General features: G+C 70.3%; 21 protein-coding genes. 5 read left to right on the top strand and 16 right to left on the bottom strand.

Features of this window, described 5'->3' with window-relative positions; genetic code table 11:
• Positions 1-103: 103 nt before the first annotated feature.
• The 5 genes from rmuC to ACGFI7_RS32645 form a co-directional block, all read right to left on the bottom strand.
• Positions 104-1,756, bottom strand: coding sequence for a DNA recombination protein RmuC (gene rmuC / locus ACGFI7_RS32625; RefSeq protein ID WP_393411334.1), 1,653 nt, complete (start codon positions 1,754-1,756; stop codon positions 104-106).
• 10 nt (positions 1,757-1,766) lie between these two features.
• A complete protein-coding gene (locus tag ACGFI7_RS32630; RefSeq protein ID WP_393411336.1) occupies positions 1,767-2,276 on the bottom strand; it encodes a hypothetical protein in 510 nt (169 codons plus the stop codon).
• 231 nt (positions 2,277-2,507) lie between these two features.
• On the bottom strand, positions 2,508-2,825 hold the full coding sequence (locus ACGFI7_RS32635) for a type II toxin-antitoxin system VapC family toxin (RefSeq protein ID WP_393411408.1): 318 nt from the start codon (positions 2,823-2,825) through the stop codon (positions 2,508-2,510).
• A gap of 68 nt (positions 2,826-2,893) precedes the next feature.
• Positions 2,894-3,139: a hypothetical protein gene (locus ACGFI7_RS32640; protein ID WP_164904003.1), complete on the bottom strand. Its 246-nt coding sequence runs from the start codon at positions 3,137-3,139 to the stop codon at positions 2,894-2,896.
• Between the two features lie 658 nt (positions 3,140-3,797).
• Positions 3,798-4,301, bottom strand: a complete 504-nt coding sequence (locus ACGFI7_RS32645) for an ATP-binding protein (RefSeq protein ID WP_393411339.1) — start codon at positions 4,299-4,301, stop codon at positions 3,798-3,800.
• Between the two features lie 264 nt (positions 4,302-4,565).
• Here ACGFI7_RS32645 and ACGFI7_RS32650 point away from each other — a divergent pair, with 264 nt between their 5' ends.
• Together ACGFI7_RS32650 and ACGFI7_RS32655 are read left to right on the top strand one after the other, a co-directional pair.
• The gene (locus tag ACGFI7_RS32650) at positions 4,566-5,396 is read left to right on the top strand and encodes a Scr1 family TA system antitoxin-like transcriptional regulator (protein ID WP_393411341.1); all 831 of its coding nucleotides are present in this window, start codon (positions 4,566-4,568) and stop codon (positions 5,394-5,396) included.
• A complete protein-coding gene (locus tag ACGFI7_RS32655) occupies positions 5,378-5,602 on the top strand; it encodes a DUF397 domain-containing protein (protein WP_393411343.1) in 225 nt (74 codons plus the stop codon). The genes ACGFI7_RS32650 and ACGFI7_RS32655 overlap by 19 nt, the downstream gene beginning before the upstream one ends.
• A gap of 351 nt (positions 5,603-5,953) precedes the next feature.
• On the opposite strand, the gene ACGFI7_RS32660 is transcribed toward ACGFI7_RS32655, so the two are convergent.
• Positions 5,954-6,289, bottom strand: a complete 336-nt coding sequence (locus ACGFI7_RS32660) for a helix-turn-helix domain-containing protein (RefSeq protein WP_393411345.1) — start codon at positions 6,287-6,289, stop codon at positions 5,954-5,956.
• Positions 6,286-6,657, bottom strand: a complete 372-nt coding sequence (locus tag ACGFI7_RS32665) for a type II toxin-antitoxin system RelE/ParE family toxin (RefSeq protein ID WP_393411347.1) — start codon at positions 6,655-6,657, stop codon at positions 6,286-6,288. Before ACGFI7_RS32665 ends, ACGFI7_RS32660 begins: the two co-directional genes overlap by 4 nt.
• Positions 6,658-6,878: 221 nt before the next feature.
• Between ACGFI7_RS32665 and ACGFI7_RS32670 the strand changes: the two genes are divergently transcribed.
• Together ACGFI7_RS32670 and ACGFI7_RS32675 are read left to right on the top strand one after the other, a co-directional pair.
• Positions 6,879-7,586: a hypothetical protein gene (locus ACGFI7_RS32670; RefSeq protein WP_393411349.1), complete on the top strand. Its 708-nt coding sequence runs from the start codon at positions 6,879-6,881 to the stop codon at positions 7,584-7,586.
• Positions 7,583-8,944, top strand: a complete 1,362-nt coding sequence (locus ACGFI7_RS32675; protein ID WP_393411351.1) for an O-antigen ligase family protein — start codon at positions 7,583-7,585, stop codon at positions 8,942-8,944. The genes ACGFI7_RS32670 and ACGFI7_RS32675 overlap by 4 nt, the downstream gene beginning before the upstream one ends.
• Here the strand turns inward: ACGFI7_RS32675 and ACGFI7_RS32680 are convergent.
• Positions 8,893-9,819, bottom strand: a complete 927-nt coding sequence (locus ACGFI7_RS32680) for a hypothetical protein (RefSeq protein WP_393411353.1) — start codon at positions 9,817-9,819, stop codon at positions 8,893-8,895. The genes ACGFI7_RS32675 and ACGFI7_RS32680 overlap by 52 nt on opposite strands.
• A gap of 12 nt (positions 9,820-9,831) precedes the next feature.
• Complete coding sequence (locus ACGFI7_RS32685; RefSeq protein ID WP_393411355.1) at positions 9,832-10,380, bottom strand: dTDP-4-dehydrorhamnose 3,5-epimerase family protein; 549 nt, start codon at positions 10,378-10,380, stop codon at positions 9,832-9,834.
• 32 nt (positions 10,381-10,412) lie between these two features.
• On the opposite strand from ACGFI7_RS32685, the gene ACGFI7_RS32690 reads away from it, so the two are divergent.
• On the top strand, positions 10,413-11,240 hold the full coding sequence (locus tag ACGFI7_RS32690; protein ID WP_393411357.1) for a glycosyltransferase: 828 nt from the start codon (positions 10,413-10,415) through the stop codon (positions 11,238-11,240).
• 23 nt (positions 11,241-11,263) lie between these two features.
• Here the strand turns inward: ACGFI7_RS32690 and ACGFI7_RS32695 are convergent, their stop codons facing one another.
• The 7 genes from ACGFI7_RS32695 to ACGFI7_RS32725 all read right to left on the bottom strand — a co-directional run bounded on the left by ACGFI7_RS32695 (position 11,264) and on the right by ACGFI7_RS32725 (position 18,349).
• A complete protein-coding gene (locus ACGFI7_RS32695; RefSeq protein WP_393411359.1) occupies positions 11,264-12,448 on the bottom strand; it encodes a glycosyltransferase family 4 protein in 1,185 nt (394 codons plus the stop codon).
• The gene (locus ACGFI7_RS32700; protein ID WP_393411361.1) at positions 12,438-13,742 is read right to left on the bottom strand and encodes a nucleotide sugar dehydrogenase; all 1,305 of its coding nucleotides are present in this window, start codon (positions 13,740-13,742) and stop codon (positions 12,438-12,440) included. Before ACGFI7_RS32700 ends, ACGFI7_RS32695 begins: the two co-directional genes overlap by 11 nt.
• A gap of 102 nt (positions 13,743-13,844) precedes the next feature.
• Positions 13,845-14,873: a GNAT family N-acetyltransferase gene (locus ACGFI7_RS32705; RefSeq protein ID WP_393411363.1), complete on the bottom strand. Its 1,029-nt coding sequence runs from the start codon at positions 14,871-14,873 to the stop codon at positions 13,845-13,847.
• Entirely contained in the window at positions 14,870-15,778 is a 909-nt protein-coding gene (locus ACGFI7_RS32710; protein WP_393411365.1) for a glycosyltransferase family 2 protein, read from the bottom strand. Before ACGFI7_RS32710 ends, ACGFI7_RS32705 begins: the two co-directional genes overlap by 4 nt.
• Positions 15,778-16,440 (bottom strand): polysaccharide deacetylase family protein, encoded by a 663-nt coding sequence (locus tag ACGFI7_RS32715; RefSeq protein ID WP_393411367.1) that lies wholly within the window; start codon positions 16,438-16,440, stop codon positions 15,778-15,780. The genes ACGFI7_RS32710 and ACGFI7_RS32715 overlap by 1 nt, the downstream gene beginning before the upstream one ends.
• A gap of 52 nt (positions 16,441-16,492) precedes the next feature.
• The gene (locus ACGFI7_RS32720) at positions 16,493-17,383 is read right to left on the bottom strand and encodes an NAD-dependent epimerase/dehydratase family protein (RefSeq protein ID WP_393411369.1); all 891 of its coding nucleotides are present in this window, start codon (positions 17,381-17,383) and stop codon (positions 16,493-16,495) included.
• A gap of 12 nt (positions 17,384-17,395) precedes the next feature.
• Positions 17,396-18,349, bottom strand: a complete 954-nt coding sequence (locus ACGFI7_RS32725) for a hypothetical protein (protein ID WP_393411371.1) — start codon at positions 18,347-18,349, stop codon at positions 17,396-17,398.
• Positions 18,350-18,398 lie beyond the last annotated feature (49 nt).

Below are 18,398 nucleotides of genomic sequence, written 5' to 3' on the forward strand. Positions count from 1 at the left end.
TCTCCAGCCCCCCGTGAAACGCCCCTCTTATCCATATCGCGGGGATATGTGGGGTGTTACAGGGGTTTCTGCAACGCTCCACCCCGGCTCGCGCTGCGCGGCATCAACCGGCGACGGCGTCTTCCGAATCCGGTGTCGGCGGGAGCGCCCGGACCGCCGATTCCGCGTTGGCCGACGCCACCAGTTCCGGAGTCCCGAGCGGCCGCGTAGCCTGCTCGGCCCCCTTGAGTTCGGCCAGATCACCCTCGACGACCTTGAGCGCTTGGAACTTGCGCGCCGTGACCATGACCCGTCCCTCCATCGAGCCGATGGTGTCGTTGTAGGACTTGACCGACCGGTCCAGGGACTTGCCCAGGGCGTTCAGGTGTCCGCCCATGACCGACAGCCGGTCGTACAGTTCCCGGCCGAGCTCGTAGACCTGCTTCAGGTTGTCCTGCAGCGCGGCTTGGGTCCACGCGAACGCGACGGTCCGGAGCAGACCGATCAGGGAGGTCGGTGTCGCGATCAGCACGTTCTTGGAGATCGCGTACTCCTGGAGGGACGGGTCCTTCTCCAGCGCCGGCTGGAGGAAGGCGTCGCTGGGCACGAACAGCACGACGAACTCCGGCGAAGCGGCGACCTGCCGGAAGTACTCCTTGCCGCCGAGGGCGTCCACATGCTTGCGCAGGTGACGAGCGTGGTCGGCCCAGTGCCTGTTCACCTCGGCTTCCTCGACGGCCTCGACCGCGGCCATGAACGCGGCCATCGGAACCTTCGCGTCCACGACGACGTGCTTGCGGCCGGCCAGGCGGACCACCAGGTCGGGGCGGAGCGCGCTCTCGTCACCCGTGAAGTGCACCTGGGTGTCGAAGTCACAGTGTTCGACGAGCCCCGCCAGCTCCACGGCCCTTTTGAGGTGCATCTCGCCCCACTGCCCGCGCACTTGCGGCTTCTTGAGCGCCTCGACCAGAGCACGGGTCTCTTTCCGGGTCCGGTGTCCCTCCTCCGTCAGCGTGATCAGCTGCTGGTTGAGCGTGGCCTCGGCCGCGACGCGGGTGTTGGTGAACTCCTTGAGCTGCCGGTCCATCTCCGTCAACTGCTCGCGGACCGGCTTGCTGACCGCGCCCAAGGTGGCTTCGGCCCTGGTCACCAACTCGTCCTGGGATTTCTTCAGCATGTCGGCCGCGGTGGCGCGCAGGGTCTTCTCCAGGAGCTGGTTGTTGTCCACGCGCGTCTGGTCGAGCTCCTGGCGGACGGCATGCACCGACGCGGCCTGCTCCAGCAGAGCCTGTTTCTGCATGGTCAGCTCGTTGATCTGCGCCCTGAGGGCTTGGATCTCCGTGCGCAGTTCCGTCTCCCTGCCCGTCGAGGCCGCGATCGAGACCTCGGCCTCGCGAAGCCGGCGTCCGGTCTCCGCCTTCTCGCCCTGTTCCGCCTCAAGCATCAGTTGCAGGCCCCGGGCATCGGCTTCCCTCCTCTGGAAGCCGTTCCGAACCGCGTCCAGCTCGGCGGAGAGCCGGCCGAGCTGTTCGTCCAGGACCCGGCGCTCGGTCAGCGCGGCGGTGTGGGCCTGCCCCAGCTCGGCGAGCTGCCGCCGGGCCATGTCCCGCTCCGCGAGCAGGGCATCCGCACGCTCGCGGGCCTGATTCCGCTGCTCCTCGGCGATCTTCAGAGCGGTGCGGTCGGCGGTGGCGCGGCTGCGGGCGATCAGGTACGCGATCGTGGCGCTGACCAGCGTCAGCATGAGTGCCAGCACGACGAGGTACGAGGGAGTCATGGACAGCACGTCAGCCCACCCGCTTCCAGTCCTGGCAACCCTTGGTCTCGAAGTACTCACCCTTCTTGAGGGTCACCCTCGTCTGGCCGCTGACGTTGCCGTTGGCGATGATGGCGCCGAACTCCCCCGAGGCGTCCTTCAAGCGCGCCCAGTAGCAGGTGAAGCCGTCGGTGCCCGCGGTCTTGTACGTGCCGGGCTTGATGTCCTCGCCGACGAGGTACTGGCCGTCACCGGGGGCGGTGGTCAGCGGGCCGCTCTCCGTCTGCTCCGGTGCGGTTTCGGCAACGGTGTCCGCCATCTCGGTCACCGTGACGGTGGGGCGCGGACTAGCCGCGCTGGTCTCCGTCTCGCCGCTGGAGCCGATGACGATCCCGAGGAGCAGCGAAACGAAGGCGGTCAGGCCGTAGGTGAGCCACCGCCGGTCATGACGTGCCGGCTGTGGCGGGTAGATCGGTGCATAGGCCTGCACCCAGGGCTGCGGCTCCGGATAGGAGCTTGTGCCGGGGCTGTGGTCGGTCATATCGAGTCCTCTCGCGGTCGGACTTCGAGCCCGAAGGGATTGACGAGAGAACTGTGTCTCAGGATTCTTGACGAGCGCTAAATTCGTTCCGATAACCCCTCTTATCGACATTTACTGCACGACAGCGCAAGAGTTGGTCACAGGCGACTATCAACCCCAGGAGAATGACGTCCCTTGACTCTCATTCCAGCGGCTACTCCCGCAGGGAACCTCAAGAGGATTGGTTGACCGTCAGGGATGTGCGGGGGTGATGTCGGTGTGCGGGAAATCCTCGCCTTTGAACAGCAGGGGCTGGTCGAGGTCTTTGGCGAGAGCGTAGGCGAAACAGTCGCCCATGTTGAGTTTGGCCTTGGAGTTGTTGCCCTTGCCGTATATCTGGTACGCCTGGCGCGCAATCCTGGCCTGATTGGGTGTTACGGGTTCGATGATGAGACTCATCTCGTCGACGAGTGTGTCGAAGGCGTTGCGCATGGCCTCACCGCGGTTGTCCGCCACGATGGCCGCTTCGACGTAGTTGACAGCCGAGATGCGACACACGGCTGCGGCGATGGCGTGGGCGAATTGGGTGGCCTATGGCTCACCGTTGATGACGGCGATGATGGCGCTGGAATCGATGATCATGCGGGAAGGCCGGTGTCCGGGTCGTACAGATCTTCGACGGACAGTCGGTCCCGGCCGAGGTGGGTTCGCATGTCAGCGGCGATGCTCAGGATGCGTTCGGCTCTGCCGGCGGCTTCGGAGCGGCGTTCCAGCGCATCCAGACGGCGTTCGAGCACTTGAGCGGCGTGCTGGGTTTCCTCGGCCAACCGGATGACCCGGCGGGCGAGGTCATGAAGGGGCTCGTGTTCGAGGTCCACGCTCACCGTCGCTCGACTCCCTCCGCTGCGACGCCTGTGTTGCACCTTCAGCGTAACTGGTGACCGAGCCCTACTCGCGCCGATGGGCAGCAATCCGTCCGCGTCACAGGGTTTCGTCGAGTACGGGTTCTCCTCGGGCATGGTGTCGGCGGCGGCATGCGGCGACACGCACATGGCCGTTGACAGAAGGCTTGCTCAGGAAAGATCGATGGTGAGACCGGAAGTGGCGACGCCGATCTCGCCGTCGTATTCGGCCCCAGCAGCGGCTCGCGCGGCTGTGGCGTCTGTGCCCGGCTGCAGGTGAGTCAGTAACAGGTGTAGGGCATCGGCTTCCTCAGCTTGCTGCCACCCCACCTGATCTGCCCTGCCCGCATTGTTGTTCAACGGGCCTCGCCCCTGAGCAGGGCGCCCCAGATCCGTTCCGTCTCCGCCGTCAACGTCCACACCGTCTCATGGACCACGCCATCGGCGGATCTCCGGACGAACGAGAGCCCGCCCGCGACGCAGACCTCGTAACAGGGTGCACAACCACTGCACGTGTGCCGCCGAACCCGGAACCGGACGCACCAGGCAGCGGGGCTCGCCCAGGCGATCCGTTCGTGACCTGCCTGGGGAGGAGCCACGTGAAGGCCGTGATACTCCTCCAACGGGTCCGGTGCAGGGCTCATCGCCGACCTGCCGTACGAGGCAGCGCGAACCAGGTCGCCTTGCCCGCCAGCCCAGGGCGCGTGGCGAACCCCTGCGGAACGCAGCCGTACAGCCCGGCCGACAGCTCCGCCACGATCAGCAGCCCCCGCCCGTGCTCGGCTTGAGCATCCGCACTCCGGCGCACCGGGCGAACGGCTCCTGCATCGACCACCATGCACACCACCTCGGCCGGATCGACCCGTACCACCAGCTCGTACGGCGCGTCACCGTACAGAACCGCGTTCGTGACCAGCTCGCTGACCATCAGCACGGCGTCGTCAACCAGATCCTGCCCCAGACCGACCAGCAGGAGCGCGCGCCGGACGAGGTCACGGGCATCACCGACCGCACGGGCGTCATCCCGAAGCCGCCAGACCATGCTTTGCCCAACAGAGCTCGAACGCTCCGCCACCGCAGTGGCCTTCACCGATTGAGCGACTCTCGGCACGATGTCTCCGAACAAGGAAGCTTTTCCGTACATTTTGATCCTTTTCTAGGGAATGTCGATTTGCTCCCGCTCTAGGTATGTCACAAAGTTTCCGTCTGCAGCGTTGCGGCCGTCCATTTCCTGTCATGATCATAGATCGGGCGGAAGCCTTTGACTTTCAGTCTGCCCAGGTGAAGACTTATCTTGTAGAAGAAATCGGTGCACAATCGAGTCCCAAAAACCTCCTTCAAATGGGGCTCGTCGTCAACATCTGTCAGCACCCGTCAAGATGCTGGGAAGACAGGTGAGGGGATGGTCATGGGCAACGACCTTGATCCGCGTCTGACACCAGTTCAGCGCTTCGGCAGAGAGCTAGCCCGAACACGTCGCGAGCACGAACTGACGCAGTCAGCTCTTGGCAAGCGCTTGGACTGCTCGTCATCACTCGTCGCACATATCGAAAAGGGGGATCGCAAGCCGAAGCCGGATTTCGCCGCGGGCTGTGACCAGGTGTTCAGCACAGGTGACCGTTTCGCCCGCCTGTGCCGCAGCATCACATCTCCGTCCGGTCCAGGCTGGTACCTCCGATGGACGGACGAGATCGAGCCCTCGGCCCGTGTTCTCAGAAGCTGGGATCCCCTCCTGATCCCTGGCTTGCTCCAGTCCGAGGACTACGCCAGGGCCGTCTTTCGGGGCGGTCTCGCGGGGATCTCAGACCGAAGCGTCGAGGATGGCGTCAGCGCTCGCATGCACCGCCAGCTCATCCTCGACACCGAAGCACCGCCCACACTGTGGGTCCTCATTGATGAGTCGGTGCTTCGTCGCCCTGTCGGGGGTCCGCTCGTCATGACCGCGCAACTGGAGCATCTCCTTGCCGTTGCCGACCGCCCCTACATCACGGTGCAAGTCGTCCCCTTCGACACTCCGTGTACTACCGGCCTGCTGTCCAGCTTCATCATCGCCGAGCTACCGGACAGCCCCACGGCTGTATCGGTGGACTCCGCAGGTAGAGGCGAGGTATCAGCCGAACACGACTTCGTTGCGCTGATCTGGGATAGATATGACAAACTACGAGCAGAGGCTTACCGTCCCGGACAGTCTCTAGAGATGATCGAGGAAGCCCGAGACCAATGGAAGCTCAAGACCTAACCCATGCGGACCTCCAGCGGGCGGCATGGAGGAAGAGTTCCCACAGCGGCGACAACGGCGGAAACTGCGTCGAGATCGCCAGCAATATCCCCGGAATCATCGCCGTGCGTGACAGCAAGAACCCGAACGGCCCCGCGCTCGTCTTCACTCCGCGCGAGTGGCGAGCCTTCCTCAGCGGGGTCAAGCTCGGCGAGTTCGACGCATAGTCTGACGACAGCGAGACTTCCGTCATCCCCTTTCAGGGATATGGGCCGCTTTTATATCGCATTCGCGAGCGCCTGACTGTTTCCGGTGGTCAGGCGCTTGTTATGTCATCGACCGAGGGCCCGAACATAGGTCGAGACGTGAGCGGTCAAGCTGCCAGAGCCAGGAATGGTCGTGGACGAACTCACGATCGGCTGCTGGAGGACCGCCACGCGGGCGGGTGAATGCGTCGTGTGGGCCCAACTGCCTCGCTGAGGGCGGGAACGACGTCTCATGCCAGTGAGATAGGGGAGTGGAAGGCTGGCGCCATCTCCGCACAGAGGAAGATCCGGGCCATGAAGATGGTGTTCGAGTTATGCGGCGTGGGTGTCGGTGCCGCGCAGGATGTAGAGGTCATCGCCGAACACGGCCGAGATCTGGAGTTGCCCGCCGAGGGCTTGTACGTAGCGGCCGATGGCCTCCACGGTGGATACCTCGCCGCGTTCGATCTGGGAGATCCGGCTCTTGGTCACTCCCATCAAGTCGGCGACCTCGGTCTGTGACAGGCCCAGGCTCTTGCGTCGTTCGGCCAGTCGGTAGCCGTCGATGTACGCCTGATTGCGCCGCCGGGCCTCAGCCACGGCCTCCTCGCCGCCGGAGGTGGCCACGACGTCGGCGCGGACGTCGCTCCACTTGGGGAAATTCGTCATCGGTCCTTCTCCTCCGCCTCGCGTTCGGACAGGTACTTCGCATACAGTTCTTCGGCGTGGGGGATGGCCCTCCGATACCAGCCTGACCAGTCCCCGGACTTATCCCCGCCGACCAGCAAGATGGCCGCCCGCCACGGATCGAACACGAACAAGATCCGGATCTCGGAACGGCCTGCCGAGCCGGGACGCAGTTCCTTCAGGTTGTGGACCTGGGAGCCTTCCAACTTGTCGACCAGCGGGCGGCCCAGGCTCGGACCGGCCTCGGCCAATCGGTCGATGGCATCGACGACCTGCACCCGAGATCGTTCGTCCAGGGCGTTGATCCAGACCAGGATCTCGTTGGTGACGCGGATCTCCCACTCCTCCACGCCCAGAAGTGTAGCAAATGCTTAACCTGAAGAAGGGTGCCACCACGACGCCGAATCGCTGACGACCACATGCGTCCCGACGGCCACCGTTTTTGACGATCATTCTTGCCGATGGACGGATTCGGTGGAGAATGCTCCCTGGTTCCTGTGTTTCGCAAGTAAGACAAAGCTCGTGTAACGCTCCTCCCTTGTACGCCGACATCCCAGGGGAGGGAGGGCGCGTGGATTTCTGGGGGACCGTCCTCGTCCTGATCAGGCGCTGGTACGTCGCCCTGCCCGCCTTCCTGCTGGCCCTCGGCGGCGCGTTCTACGCCTACAGCACGATCCCGCTCACCTACACCACCACCGCCGTGCTCGTGCTGACCGCGCCGACCAGCGGCGGGATACTGCCGCCCGACCCGGACCAGCCGGTGCCCGAGGTGAACCCGCTGCTGAACTTCGACCACGGGCTCGACGTGGCCGCCTCGATGCTGATCAGCGTCATGAGCACGCCGGACATGGTCGCCGAGATGGGCACGGCCGAGGGCGACACCGAGTACAAGGTCACCAACGGCACCAACAACCTGGAGTCGCTGGCGACCGGGCCGCTGGTGTTCGTCGAAGGGGAGAGCCGCACCCCGGAGGCGTCGGCGGCCATCGTCCGTAAGGTGATCGAGCGGGTCGGTCAGGAGCTCGACGCCCGGCAGCGGCAGGTCCACGCGCCGCCCGAGACGTACATCACGATCAGCGAGGCGGTGCCGCCGACCACGCCCGCGCCGCAGCAGGGCAGGAAGCTCCGCTCGTCGGCGGCGGCGCTCGGGCTCGGCGTGATCGGCGCGCTGACGGCGGCGTTCGCGGCCGAGAGCGTCGCGGGCCCGCTCCGCCGCCGCCGTGCCCGCCCGCCGGCGCAGGAGAGGGAACTCGCCGTCGCCGAGCAGGCCCGCCCGTGACGGTCCGCCCACCCGATGCGAGGACCACGCCGGATCTCGACGGGGCGGCGCGGGCGGACGGGGCGACCGTCGCGGCGGTGTTCGCGTTCGTGCTGCTCGTCGTGCCCGCGCGGCTCGTCCTCAGGTACCTGCCGCTGTCGCTGACGCCCGCGAACATGGTCAGCCTGGTGGCGGCGCTGCTGTGGCTGTGCGCGCAGCTCACGCTCGCGCTGGGCGCGGCCAAGGGGCGCAATCCCGTACGGACCGCGCTGTTCGCCTATTTCACCGCCATGCTCGCCACCTACGGCTTCGCCACGGCCGGCCCGATGGAGTCGGACGAGCTCAACCTGTCCGACCACTCGTTCGTGCTGGTGGTGGCGATCGTCGGGCTGGCGCTCACCGTCTGCGACGGGGTGCGCGGACTGCGGCGGCTGGACCTGGTGCTCAAGACGCTGGTCGTGGCCGGCGCGGTGATCTCGGTGATCGGGGCCCTGCAGTTCCTGTTCTCGATCGACCTGACCCGGCTCATGGAGCTGCCGATCCTGCGCTACACGACCGAGGGCGACGCGTTCGTGCTGGAGCGGGCCGATCTGCGGCGGGTGGCCGCCACCACCGGGCACCCGATCGAGTTCGGCGTCGCCTGCGCGATGCTGCTGCCGGTGGCCGTGCACTACGGCAACCGGGCGCGGGCCCTCGCAGAGCCGTCACTGCGCTGGTGGGCGTGCGCGCTGCTGATCGGGTGCGGGCTGATGTTCTCGGTGTCCCGCTCGGCCATGCTCAGCCTGGTGGTGGCGGGCGTGGTGCTGTTCGCGGGCTGGCCGGGCCGGCGGCGGCTGCAGGCGCTGCTGGTCGCGGCCGGGTTCCTGGTGGCGATCCGGGTGGCCGTGCCGGGGCTGCTGGGCACGTTCGTCGGCCTGTTCACCAATCTCGGCAACGACGAGAGCATCCAGTACCGCACCCACGACTACGCGGTCGCCGCGCAGCAGATCGGCCGCCACTTCTGGCTGGGCCGCGGGCTCGGCACCTGGTACGCGCCCAAGCACCAGATCTTCGACAACCAGTACATCCTGTCCATGGTGGAGACCGGCCTGATCGGCACGGCGGCGTTCGCCGCGCTGTTCGTGGTCGCGTGCTACGCGGCGCTCAGGGCGCGCTTCCTCAGCGCCGACCCGGTCACCCGCGATCTCGGGCTGACCGTCGCCGCCTGCCTGGTGGTGCCGCTGGCGGGGTCGTTCACGTTCGACCTGCTGTCGTTCCACACCGTGACGGGGATCTCGTTCCTCCTGGTCGGCGCGGCGGGCGCGCTGCTGCGCGCGGTGCGCGCCGATCAGCTCGCGCCCTCGCAGGCCAGCGGCCCGACGATCGAGGTGACCCGATAGGCGGCGTCGATGGTGACCAGTTCGTTCCCGGACCAGTCGGTACGGCCGCACTCGGAGTCGACCGGGCCGTACACCCACGACTTGTCGACGAGCTTGTTGCCGCGCACGACCTGCTTGCCCCGCGCGTTGCGCACCTGGATGCTGAACGTGCCGCCCATCACGAGGTTGTCGGTGACCACGACGTCCGACGACCCCTCGTCCACCAGGAAGATCGGTGCGGTGATGTGCTCGGCCTCGCGCTGGTCGACCGTGTTGTGGTGGAAGGTCAGGCCCTTGCCGCCGTGGTAGGCCTGGATGCCGTCGGAGTGGTCGCCGGGGTTCGAGCAGAGTTTGACATACGAGTCGCGGATGTCCACGGCGTCACCGGAGACGCGGAAGCCGTCGCTGTGGCCTTGGACGAGCACGCGGGTGGCGGTGTACTTGTCGTGGCCGATCGCGGGCAGCGGACCGCAGGTCTTCGTGGTGCCGACGGTGGTGTCGCTGATCGTGAACCGGAACGACCGGTCGCCGTCGGCGTTGGTGATGTGCCCGTCGACGACGCTGTTCTTGATCGTGACGTCGTCGGCGTGGACGAGCAGGGGGCCGCGGATGTGCACCCCGTCGAGCACCGCTCCTGGCGTCTGCACCTTGTACGCGACGTCTTCGGTGTTGAGCGGCAGCGTGGTCAGCTTGATGCCCTCGGGCGCGCCCGTACAGGCCGGAGTGGGATGGTCGGGGCAGGAGCTGCCGTCGGGCCTGGCGATCGAGGCCGACGGGGTCGGCGGGGGCGGCGCGACCGTCGGCCTCGGCTCCGCCTGACAGGCGGCGAGCACGACCGCCGCCGCCACCACCCAGAAGGACCTCGCGCGTCCACCGCCCCGGCGGGACCCGCTCACGGACATCACCTCTCAGCCGCGGAGCCGGCGCGTCAGGTCGGCCCAGGAGCCCGCGCCCAGGTCGCGCTCGCTGACCTCGGTCACCGGCAGGGGCCACGCTACCTTCAGATCCGGATCGTCGTAGCGGACCGCGAGATCTTCCGCGGGGTCGTGCTCGCGGGAGATCCGGTAGCAGGTGTCGGCGGGCTCCGTCAGCGCCTGGAAGCCGTGCAGCAGCCCGGGCGGCACGTACAGGACCGTGAAGTCCTCGTCGTCCAGCCGCACCGCCATCTGCCGCCCGAACGTCGGCGAGCCCGGCCTGGCGTCCACCAGCACGTCGTGGATCGCGCCCCGGGCGCACCGCACCAGCTTGGCCTCGCCGTGCCCGCCGCGCCCGTGCAGGCCCCTGACGGCGCCGCGGACCGATCGCGACTGGCTGTCCTGGATGAACGCCTCCGGCCGCAGCCCGGCCTCGGCGGCCACGGCGGCGTCGAACGTCCGGGTGAACAGCCCGCGCCGGTCCCGGTGCGGGGTCGGCCTGAACAGCAGCACCCCGTCGAGCTCGCCCGGTTCCACTTTCATACTGGTCTCCTGAGTGTCCGGAAGGCGGTGCGATGAGGCCGACGGTCAGCGTGGTGATACCGGCCCACGACGAGGCGGGCGTGATCGGGGCGAACCTGGACGCGCTGCTGGCCGGGACCTCGCCCGGCGAGTTCGACGTGATCGTGGTGGCCAACGCCTGCACGGACGGCACCGCGCGGGCCGCCGCCCGGCCGGGGGTGCGGGTCCTGGAGACCTCGAAGCCGGGCAAGGCCGGGGCGTTGCGCCTGGGCGACGCCGCCTGCCGCGTCTTCCCGCGCGTCTACCAGGACGCGGACGTGCGGCTGGACGCGGCGTCGGTGCGCGCGCTCGCCGCGGCGGCGTCCCGGCCGGGGGTGCTGGCCTGCGCGCCGGCGCCCGAGTGGGACCTGTCGGGGGTGGGGCGGGTCGTCCGCCGGGTGCACCGGGTGCACGACCGGCTGATCGCGCCGCACCGGGCGCTGGCAGGGGTGGGGGTGTACGCGCTGGCCGAGGAGGGGCACCGGCGGGTGTTCCCGCTGCCCGAGGTGATCTCCGACGACGGCTACGTGGACGCGTCCTTCGCCTCCGCCGAGCGGGTGGTGGTGACCGGGGCCAGGTCGGTGGTCCGGCCGGCCCGCACCGTCCGAGCCCACCTGGCCCGCCGGGTCCGGGTGCGGCAGGGCAACCGGGAGCTGGCCCGCCTCGGCCTCCCGGCCCGCTCGCTGCGCGCCGGGGCGCTGCGCGACCTCCTCGCCGCCCGCGAAGTCAGCATCCTGGACGCCGCCTGCTACCTCACGGTGCTCGCCACCGACCGCGCCCTCACCTCGCTGCGAGGGGAGAGGACCCGCTGGGGTACGGACGCGAGCAGCCGCAGGGAATGACGCGGGCCCGGCGGGGATGACGGTCACCGGGGGTCCACGGCGGCTTCGTAGGCCGCGAGGAGTGCCTTCTTGGAGTGGGTCCACGACAGCGGCCCCGCCACCCGCTCCCTGCCGATCTCGCCCATCCGCCGCCGCTCCTCCGGGTCGTCCAGGAGGCGCGCGATGAGCTTGGCGAACTCCGACTCGTCGTCGGCCGGCGCGTACAGGGCCGCCTCGCCCGCCGACACCCGCGCCTCGCGCAGTTCGAAGGAGACGATCGGCCGGGCCATCGCCATGTACTCCATGACCTTGTTCATCGTGGAGACGTCGTTGAGCGGATTCAACGGGTCAGGCGACAGGCACACGTCGGCGGTCGACAGGTAACGCATCAGGTCCTCGTCCGGGATCCGCCCGGTGAACTCGACGACCTGGTCCAGCCCCAGCTCCCGGGAGAGCGCCACCATCGCGTCGAAGGTGTCGCCGCCGCCGACGAAGACCGCGTGCCAGTCGGTGCGCCCGTGCTCGTCGCGCAGCCGGGCCAGGCTGCGCAGCGCGTAGTCGACCCCGTCCTGCGGCCCCATCACGCCCAGGTAGCAGAGCAGGTGCGGCTTGCCGCGGCGCAGCGCGGGCTCGGCGGGCACCTGGTGGAACCGCTCCACGACCGGCGCGCTGCGCACCACGAACACCTCACCGGGCAGCTTGCCGCCGCGCGTCAGGGCGACCTCGCGGTAGCTCTCGTTGGTGGCGATCACCACGTGCGCGGCCCGGTAGGTGCGCCGCTCCAGCCAGGACACGGCCCGGTACAGCAGGTCGCGCCCCCGGCCGAAGCGCGACAGGTACAGCTCGGGCACCAGGTCGTGCTGGTCGAACACGAACCGCGTGCCCTGGCCCCGCATGGCCAGCGCCACCAGGAAGAACAGGTCGGGCGGGTTGCACCCGTGGACCACGTCGAAGCGGCCGAGCCGGCGGGCGATGCGGAACGTGTGCCACAGCGCGGACCCGTACTCGCGCAGGTATCCGGCCGGCCCGCCGGTGGCGGCGCGGAGCGGGTAGCGGTGGATGCGCACGCCGTCGATCACCGCTTCGGCCTCGCGGTCCTGCCTGGCGCCCATCGGGCAGATGACGTGCACCTCCCAGCCGGCCTCGCGCAAAGCCAGGCTTTCCTGCCAGACGCGCCGGTCGAGCGGGACGGAGAGGTTCTCGACGAGGATGAGCGCTCTACCAGCCAATGCCCACGTAATCCTTTCTGTCGCGGTGCGCCACGGCGCCCGGCACGCGCACGAGGTCGACCACCTTGCCCCGGAAGCCGTCGAGGGCCTCCAGCACCGCCGCGTCCGTGCTGCCGACGACGCACACCTCGGCGTGTTCCAGCACCTCGGCCACCGAGTCGGCGAGCAGGTCGCCGAGGTGCGGCAGCCGTTCGGCGATGTAGGCCCGGTTGGCCCCCACCAGCCGCGAGAGCGACACGTTGGCGTCGTAGATGCGCAGGTCGTAGCCCTTGCCCAGTAGCCGCTCGGCCAGCTCGACCAGCGGGCTCTCGCGCAGGTCGTCGGTGCCCGGCTTGAACGACAGCCCGAACAGCCCGACCCTGCGCAGCCCCGGCGCGGTCACGAGGTCGAAGGCCCGCCGCAGGTGCGCCTCGTTGGCCGGCAGCACGTGCGACAGCAACGGCACCGACACGTCCGCCTTGCGCGCCGCGTACACCAGGCCGCGCAGGTCCTTGGGCAGGCAGGACCCGCCGAACGCGAACCCGGGCCGCAGGTAGGCGGGGCTGATGTTGAGCTTCCTGTCGGCCAGGAAGACGTCCATGACCTGGTACGAGTCCACGCCGAGCGCCTGGCAGACCGCGCCCAGCTCGTTGGCGAAGCCGATCTTGACGGCATGAAAGGCGTTGTCCGCATATTTCGTCATCTCGGCGACCGGGATCGGCACCCGGAACACCTCACCCGGCAACCCCGCGTACAGCCCCGCCACCACATCCCCGGTGCCCGGGTCCGACTCCCCGATCACGGTCTTCGGCGGCTCGAAGAAGTCGTGCACGCTCGTCCCCTCGCGCAGGAACTCCGGGTTGACCGCCACCCCGAAGTCCTGTCCCGCCCGCAGCCCGGAGGCCAGCTCCAGGATCGGGACCAGCAGGTCCGCGCAGGTGCCCGGGAGCATGGTGCTGCGGAAGACCACGACGTGCCCGGGGCGCAGCGCCCGGCCGATCTGGTCGGCGACCCGCTCCAGATAGGTGGTCGACAGGCTGCCGTTCGGCTCGGACGGGGTGCCGACGCAGACCAGCGAGAGGTCGGCGGAGCCCACCGCCGCGGCGGCGTCCGTGGTGGCCCGCAGCCGGCCCGCCCGCACCGCCTGTTCGACCAGGTCGCCGATGCGCGCCTCGACGATCGGCGCCCGGCCGCCGTTGACCAGCTCGACCTTGGCGGGGTTGACGTCCACGCCCACGACCTCGTGGCCCATCGAGGCCAGGCACGCCGCCGAGACGCACCCCACGTAGCCGAGCCCGAAGACGCTGATCCGCATGGTTCCCCCGCCTGAGCGCGCTGGATCGCTGGACCGTGCCGTCGGCGGGTCATCGCGATCTTCCCGCCTCCACCGGATATGTCGGGGATGTCCGTTGGAACGTTACGTACGTGTCCGGGTCCGGACAGATCTCGCCGCCGCCCGCGCCCGGGCCATCGCGACCGCCGCCGCCCGCCGCGCCGGGTTCCGCGTCACCACGCCCTGGCACACCCAGGTCTCGCCGGTCTTGGCCCGCCGCTTGTACTCGTCCTCGCCCCTGCCGAGGTCGATCCGGTCCACGCCGAGCGACGGGGCCGCGGCGACCAGCTCGCGCAGCAGCATCCACCCCGGTGACAGCCGGGCGAACGCCGGGTCGTACACCGGGAACCACCAGTGCAGCACCCCGCCCGCGCGCAGCCCGAAGTGCGCGGCCACCAGCCGCGGCCCCGCGTGCAGCGTCGAGAGCACCCCGCCGAACGACCCGTCGCGGGCGCCGAGCAGGCTCTCCAGCAGCCGCACCCGGTCCGGCTCGGCGAAGTAGTCGGCCGCGCCGGTGGCCGCGTACTGCGCCCGCTTGAGCGCGATCACCAGCGCGAGCGCGTCCCGGTCGCGCGAGTCGGCCTCGAACTTCACCGTCCCGTGCTCCCGCTCCGCCTTCGCGGCCCGGCGCCGCGCCTGGTTCATGTTGTCCCGGCCGCTGCGCGAGGCCCGCCCCAGGTAGCCGGGCAGCCCGCCGCCGACCTCCAGGTACGGCGACGGCCTGCGCCCGATCACCCACGGCCCGAACCCTGGGGCCTCCTCCACCAGATGGTCGAACGCGTACCCGGCGACCCCCTTGGCGAGCAGGTCGAGCGGCCGGAACGGCGTCCCCGCTGCGAGCACCGGCCCCTGGAAGTCCGCGCCCGGCCAGCCGACCGGGCGCAGCATCCGCCCGGTGCGGTGGTGCGGCACCAGCGCGTCGACCCCGCCGCCGGTCCCGCTCACGGTCACGTGCACCGGGCGCCCGCTCGCGTGCACGGCGGCGGCGAAGCCGGGATGGAAGTACGGGCTGTCCAGGGCGGGGTTGGCGGCCCGCAGCGCGTGCCAGGCGTCCAGCTCGGCGGCCGACAGCCGGTCGAACGGCACGACCCGCACGGCCGGGACGCGGCTCATTGCGGCAGCGCCGTCATCCGGCGTGACGGGCGCAGCAGCGCCGCCACCGAGGCGCGGGAGGTGCGCCGGCCCGCGAGCGCGCGCACCGACTCGCCCCCCAGCACGGCCAGGTAGTAGGCCAGCCCGGCCAGCGGCCCGTGCCGCCGCCGGTAGAGCCGCACCTTGTTGACGACCAGCAGGGCGGCCAGCGTCGGGTTCACCCCGGAGTCGCCGCCGATGTGCTCGATCACCGACGCGGGCTCGTACCACGTGGTCCAGCCCAGGTCGGCGGCGCGCAGGCAGAAGTCGGTCTCCTCGCTGTAGAGCAGGAACGACTCGTCCCACGGCCCCACCTCGCGGATCACCCTGGGCGTGATCAGCATGGCCGCCCCGGTGGCCCAGGCGAACGCCCCCGGCCGCGCGTAGTCGCGCGGGTCCGTCACCAGCTCGCCCAGCCGGCCCACCCGGCCCGCCAGGCCGCCGCCGATCAACGCCTCCGCCAGCGCCCGGCCCACGGTCGGCTGCCGGCGCAGCGACGGCTGCAGCGAACCGTCCGGGTTGACCATGTACGGCACCGCGATGCCCCGGCCCGGCTCGCGCAGGCACCTCAGCAGCGGCGCGACGGCCCCGGGCCGCAGCCGGCAGTCGGGGTTGAGCACGTAGACGCCGTCGAGCGCGTCCAGGTCGAGCGCGGCGATCCCGGCGTTGACCGCCGCCGCGTACCCCGCGTTCCTGCCCACCGGCACCACCCGGACCGGCGGCCCGGCCCGCTCGGCGACGGCGACCGATTCGTCCTTGGAGGCGTTGTCGGCCACCACCACGTCCGCGAGCTCCACCCCCTCGGCCCCGGCGGCGAGCGAGTCCAGGCAGCCGCCGAGCACGTCGGCGCTGTTGTAGGTGACGATCACCACGGCGACCCGGGCCATCAGCGCACCCGCTTGTAGAGCCGCATGGCGAGCTTGGCCGCCCGGCGCGGCAGCGAGGGGCCGCCGTCCAGCACCCGCGCGATCCAGCCGCGATCGAGGTCGTGGCGGAGGCTGGTGCGCGGCTGCAGCCACGCGCCCGGCCGGGCGCGGCCGCCGTCGCTGGTGTACGCGCGGGTCACGCCCATGCTCCTGAGCCTGCTCAGCACCAGCCGGTCGTAGGAGCCGAACGGGATCGCCACCCGCGACACCGGCTCGCCGACGAGCTGCCCGAGCAGGTGGTGCGCGGCCGACAGCTCCTCGGCCGCCTCGCGCGGGCCCAGCGTGCGCCAGTCGCGGTGCGCCCAGCCGTGCGAGCCGATCCGCATGCCCGCGCCGAGCAGCTCGCGCACCCCCTCGGAGTCCAACCGGCCCGGCTCGCCGAGCAGCCCGGCCAGCACGAAGAACTCGGCCTTCAGCCCGCGCTCGACCAGCCGGGGCAGCGCGATCTCCACGTCGGAGGCGTTGCCGTCGTCGAACGTGAGCCGCACGTCGGGCCGTCCCGCCACGGCGTCCACCACCTGCTCGAACTGCGCCACGCTCACCCAGGTGTCTCCCTCACCCGGGTCCAGCTCGCGGGTGGTGTGGCCGATGCCGTGCACGGTCAGGTTGGTCACCGCACGCATCCCGCCCCCTGCGTCAGTCGTCAGGAGGGATATCGCCGTCCTAGATGGGGTGTTACAGGTACTTTGCGTACCAGGCGACGGTCTGGCGTAATCCTGCCTCCAGCTCCGTGACCGGCCGCCAGCCCAGCGCCCGCTCCGCCGGGCCCGGGTCGGAGCGCTGCGTCCGGTCGAGCGGGCGGGCCGCGACCGCGCCGAACCGGGGCCGCGCGGCGCCGCCCACCACCCGGGCGAGCAGCTCAACCGTGTCGCGGATCGACACCGGCTCGGCGGTCCCGACGTCGAGCACCAGCCCCGCCGCCCGGCCCGACCCGGCCAGCACGAACGCGTCCACGACGTCCTCCACGTACACCCACGTCACCATCCGGGTGCCCGAGGTCAGCTCAGGGTCCCGGCCGCGCAGCAGCTCCAGCGTCGCGTACGGGATCAGCCGCGAGGTCTCCCGCTGGCCCGGCCCGTACACCATCGCCACCCGCAGCACCGAGACCGGCACCTGCCAGAGCGCGTGGAACATGCGCGCGTAGCCGGTGGCCGCCGCCTTGGCGGCCGCGTACGGCGAGCCGGGCGCGAGGCCGTCACGCGGCTCCTCCACCGAGCCGGCGAGCACGACGCTGCGTACGGGAGTGCCCGCGACGGCGGTGAGCAGGTTGACGGCGGCGGTCAGGTTGGCCGCCAGCGTGGGCGCGACCACGCCCGGCTCGCGCACCCCGGTCACCTCGCTGGCCAGGTGGAAGACCACCTCGGGCGCGGTCCGCGCGACCAGCGCCGCGGTGGCGGCCTGGTCGCTCAGGTCGGCGGCGTGCCATTCCTCGCCGTGCTCCGGGACGTCCGGCGGGCGGCGGCTGACCGCGTGCACCCGCGCCCCCAGCGTGGCCAGCCGCCTGACCAGGTGCGCGCCGATGAACCCCGTCGCCCCGGTGACCAGCACCGGCGTTCGCTCCCACATGTGCCACTCCCGCTAGTCGTGCCGTCCGGGTTCGGGGATCGGCCGGCCGGTGTCGTGCCACACGTTGCCGCCGCCCGTCATCGCCGCCCCGGTGCTGAGCAGGATCGGGCAGTCGTACGCGGAGGCGCGGCCGAACCGGTTGCCGCTGACGTGCTGGCCGCGCAGCGGGCGGCCGAGGGGCGTGTGGTCGATGTTCACCACGCACCCGCCGCCGTCCAGGTAGTTGTCCACGACGCGCAGGTCGTCGGCCGAGGACTGGACGGCGGCGTTGGGGTCGCGGGTGGTGGACAGGTCGATCGTGTTGTGCCGGAGCGTGACGCCGGTCTGCTCGGCGAAGGCCTGGACGCCGTCGTTGTGGGTGGGACCGCCGTCCTGGTCGGGGTCCGAGGCGAACCAGGTCAGGTCGTGGATGTAGGAGTCGCGGACCACGGTGCCGGTGTGCGCCTTGATCCCGTCGACCGTGCCGGTGAACTCCGACCTGAGGATGCTGGTGTGCGCTGCCCAGATGCCGTCCACCGACGGCGACGGGTGCGCGGCGCGGAACTCGGAGTCCTCGATCACCGTGTCGCGGGCGTGCTCCGTGTCGAGCAGCGGGCGCACCCGGTCGGCCTTCCCGCCGAGGAAACGGCACTTCCTGAACGTCACGCCGCGCGCCGTCACCGTCACGAACCCGTGGAACTCCAGGCCCTCGACCACCTCGCCGTCCGTGGCGAACGTCCGGTCGCCGGTCACGACGGCCAGCTCGGCGCCCGGCGGCACCCCGGTGCTCCCGGCATCGGGGAACCCGTCGGGCACGCTCCTCTCGGGCACCGTCGGGACAGCCGCCGTCGGGACAGGCGCCGGCGCGCTCCTGGGTCGCTGTCCCGGCGCGGCGGCCGGCACAGTGGTCACCACGGCGGCCACCACGGCGGCCACCACGAGGGCGACGACCACCACCGCGCCGACGCCCCACCACGCCTTCACCACCCCGGCATCCTCACCCGAGACGGCCTCCCGGCGCCAGATCCGAGTCCGG

Origin of the sequence: Nonomuraea sp. NPDC048826 (genome assembly GCF_043198225.1) — a bacterium.
In the GTDB taxonomy this organism is placed as follows: domain Bacteria; phylum Actinomycetota; class Actinomycetes; order Streptosporangiales; family Streptosporangiaceae; genus Nonomuraea.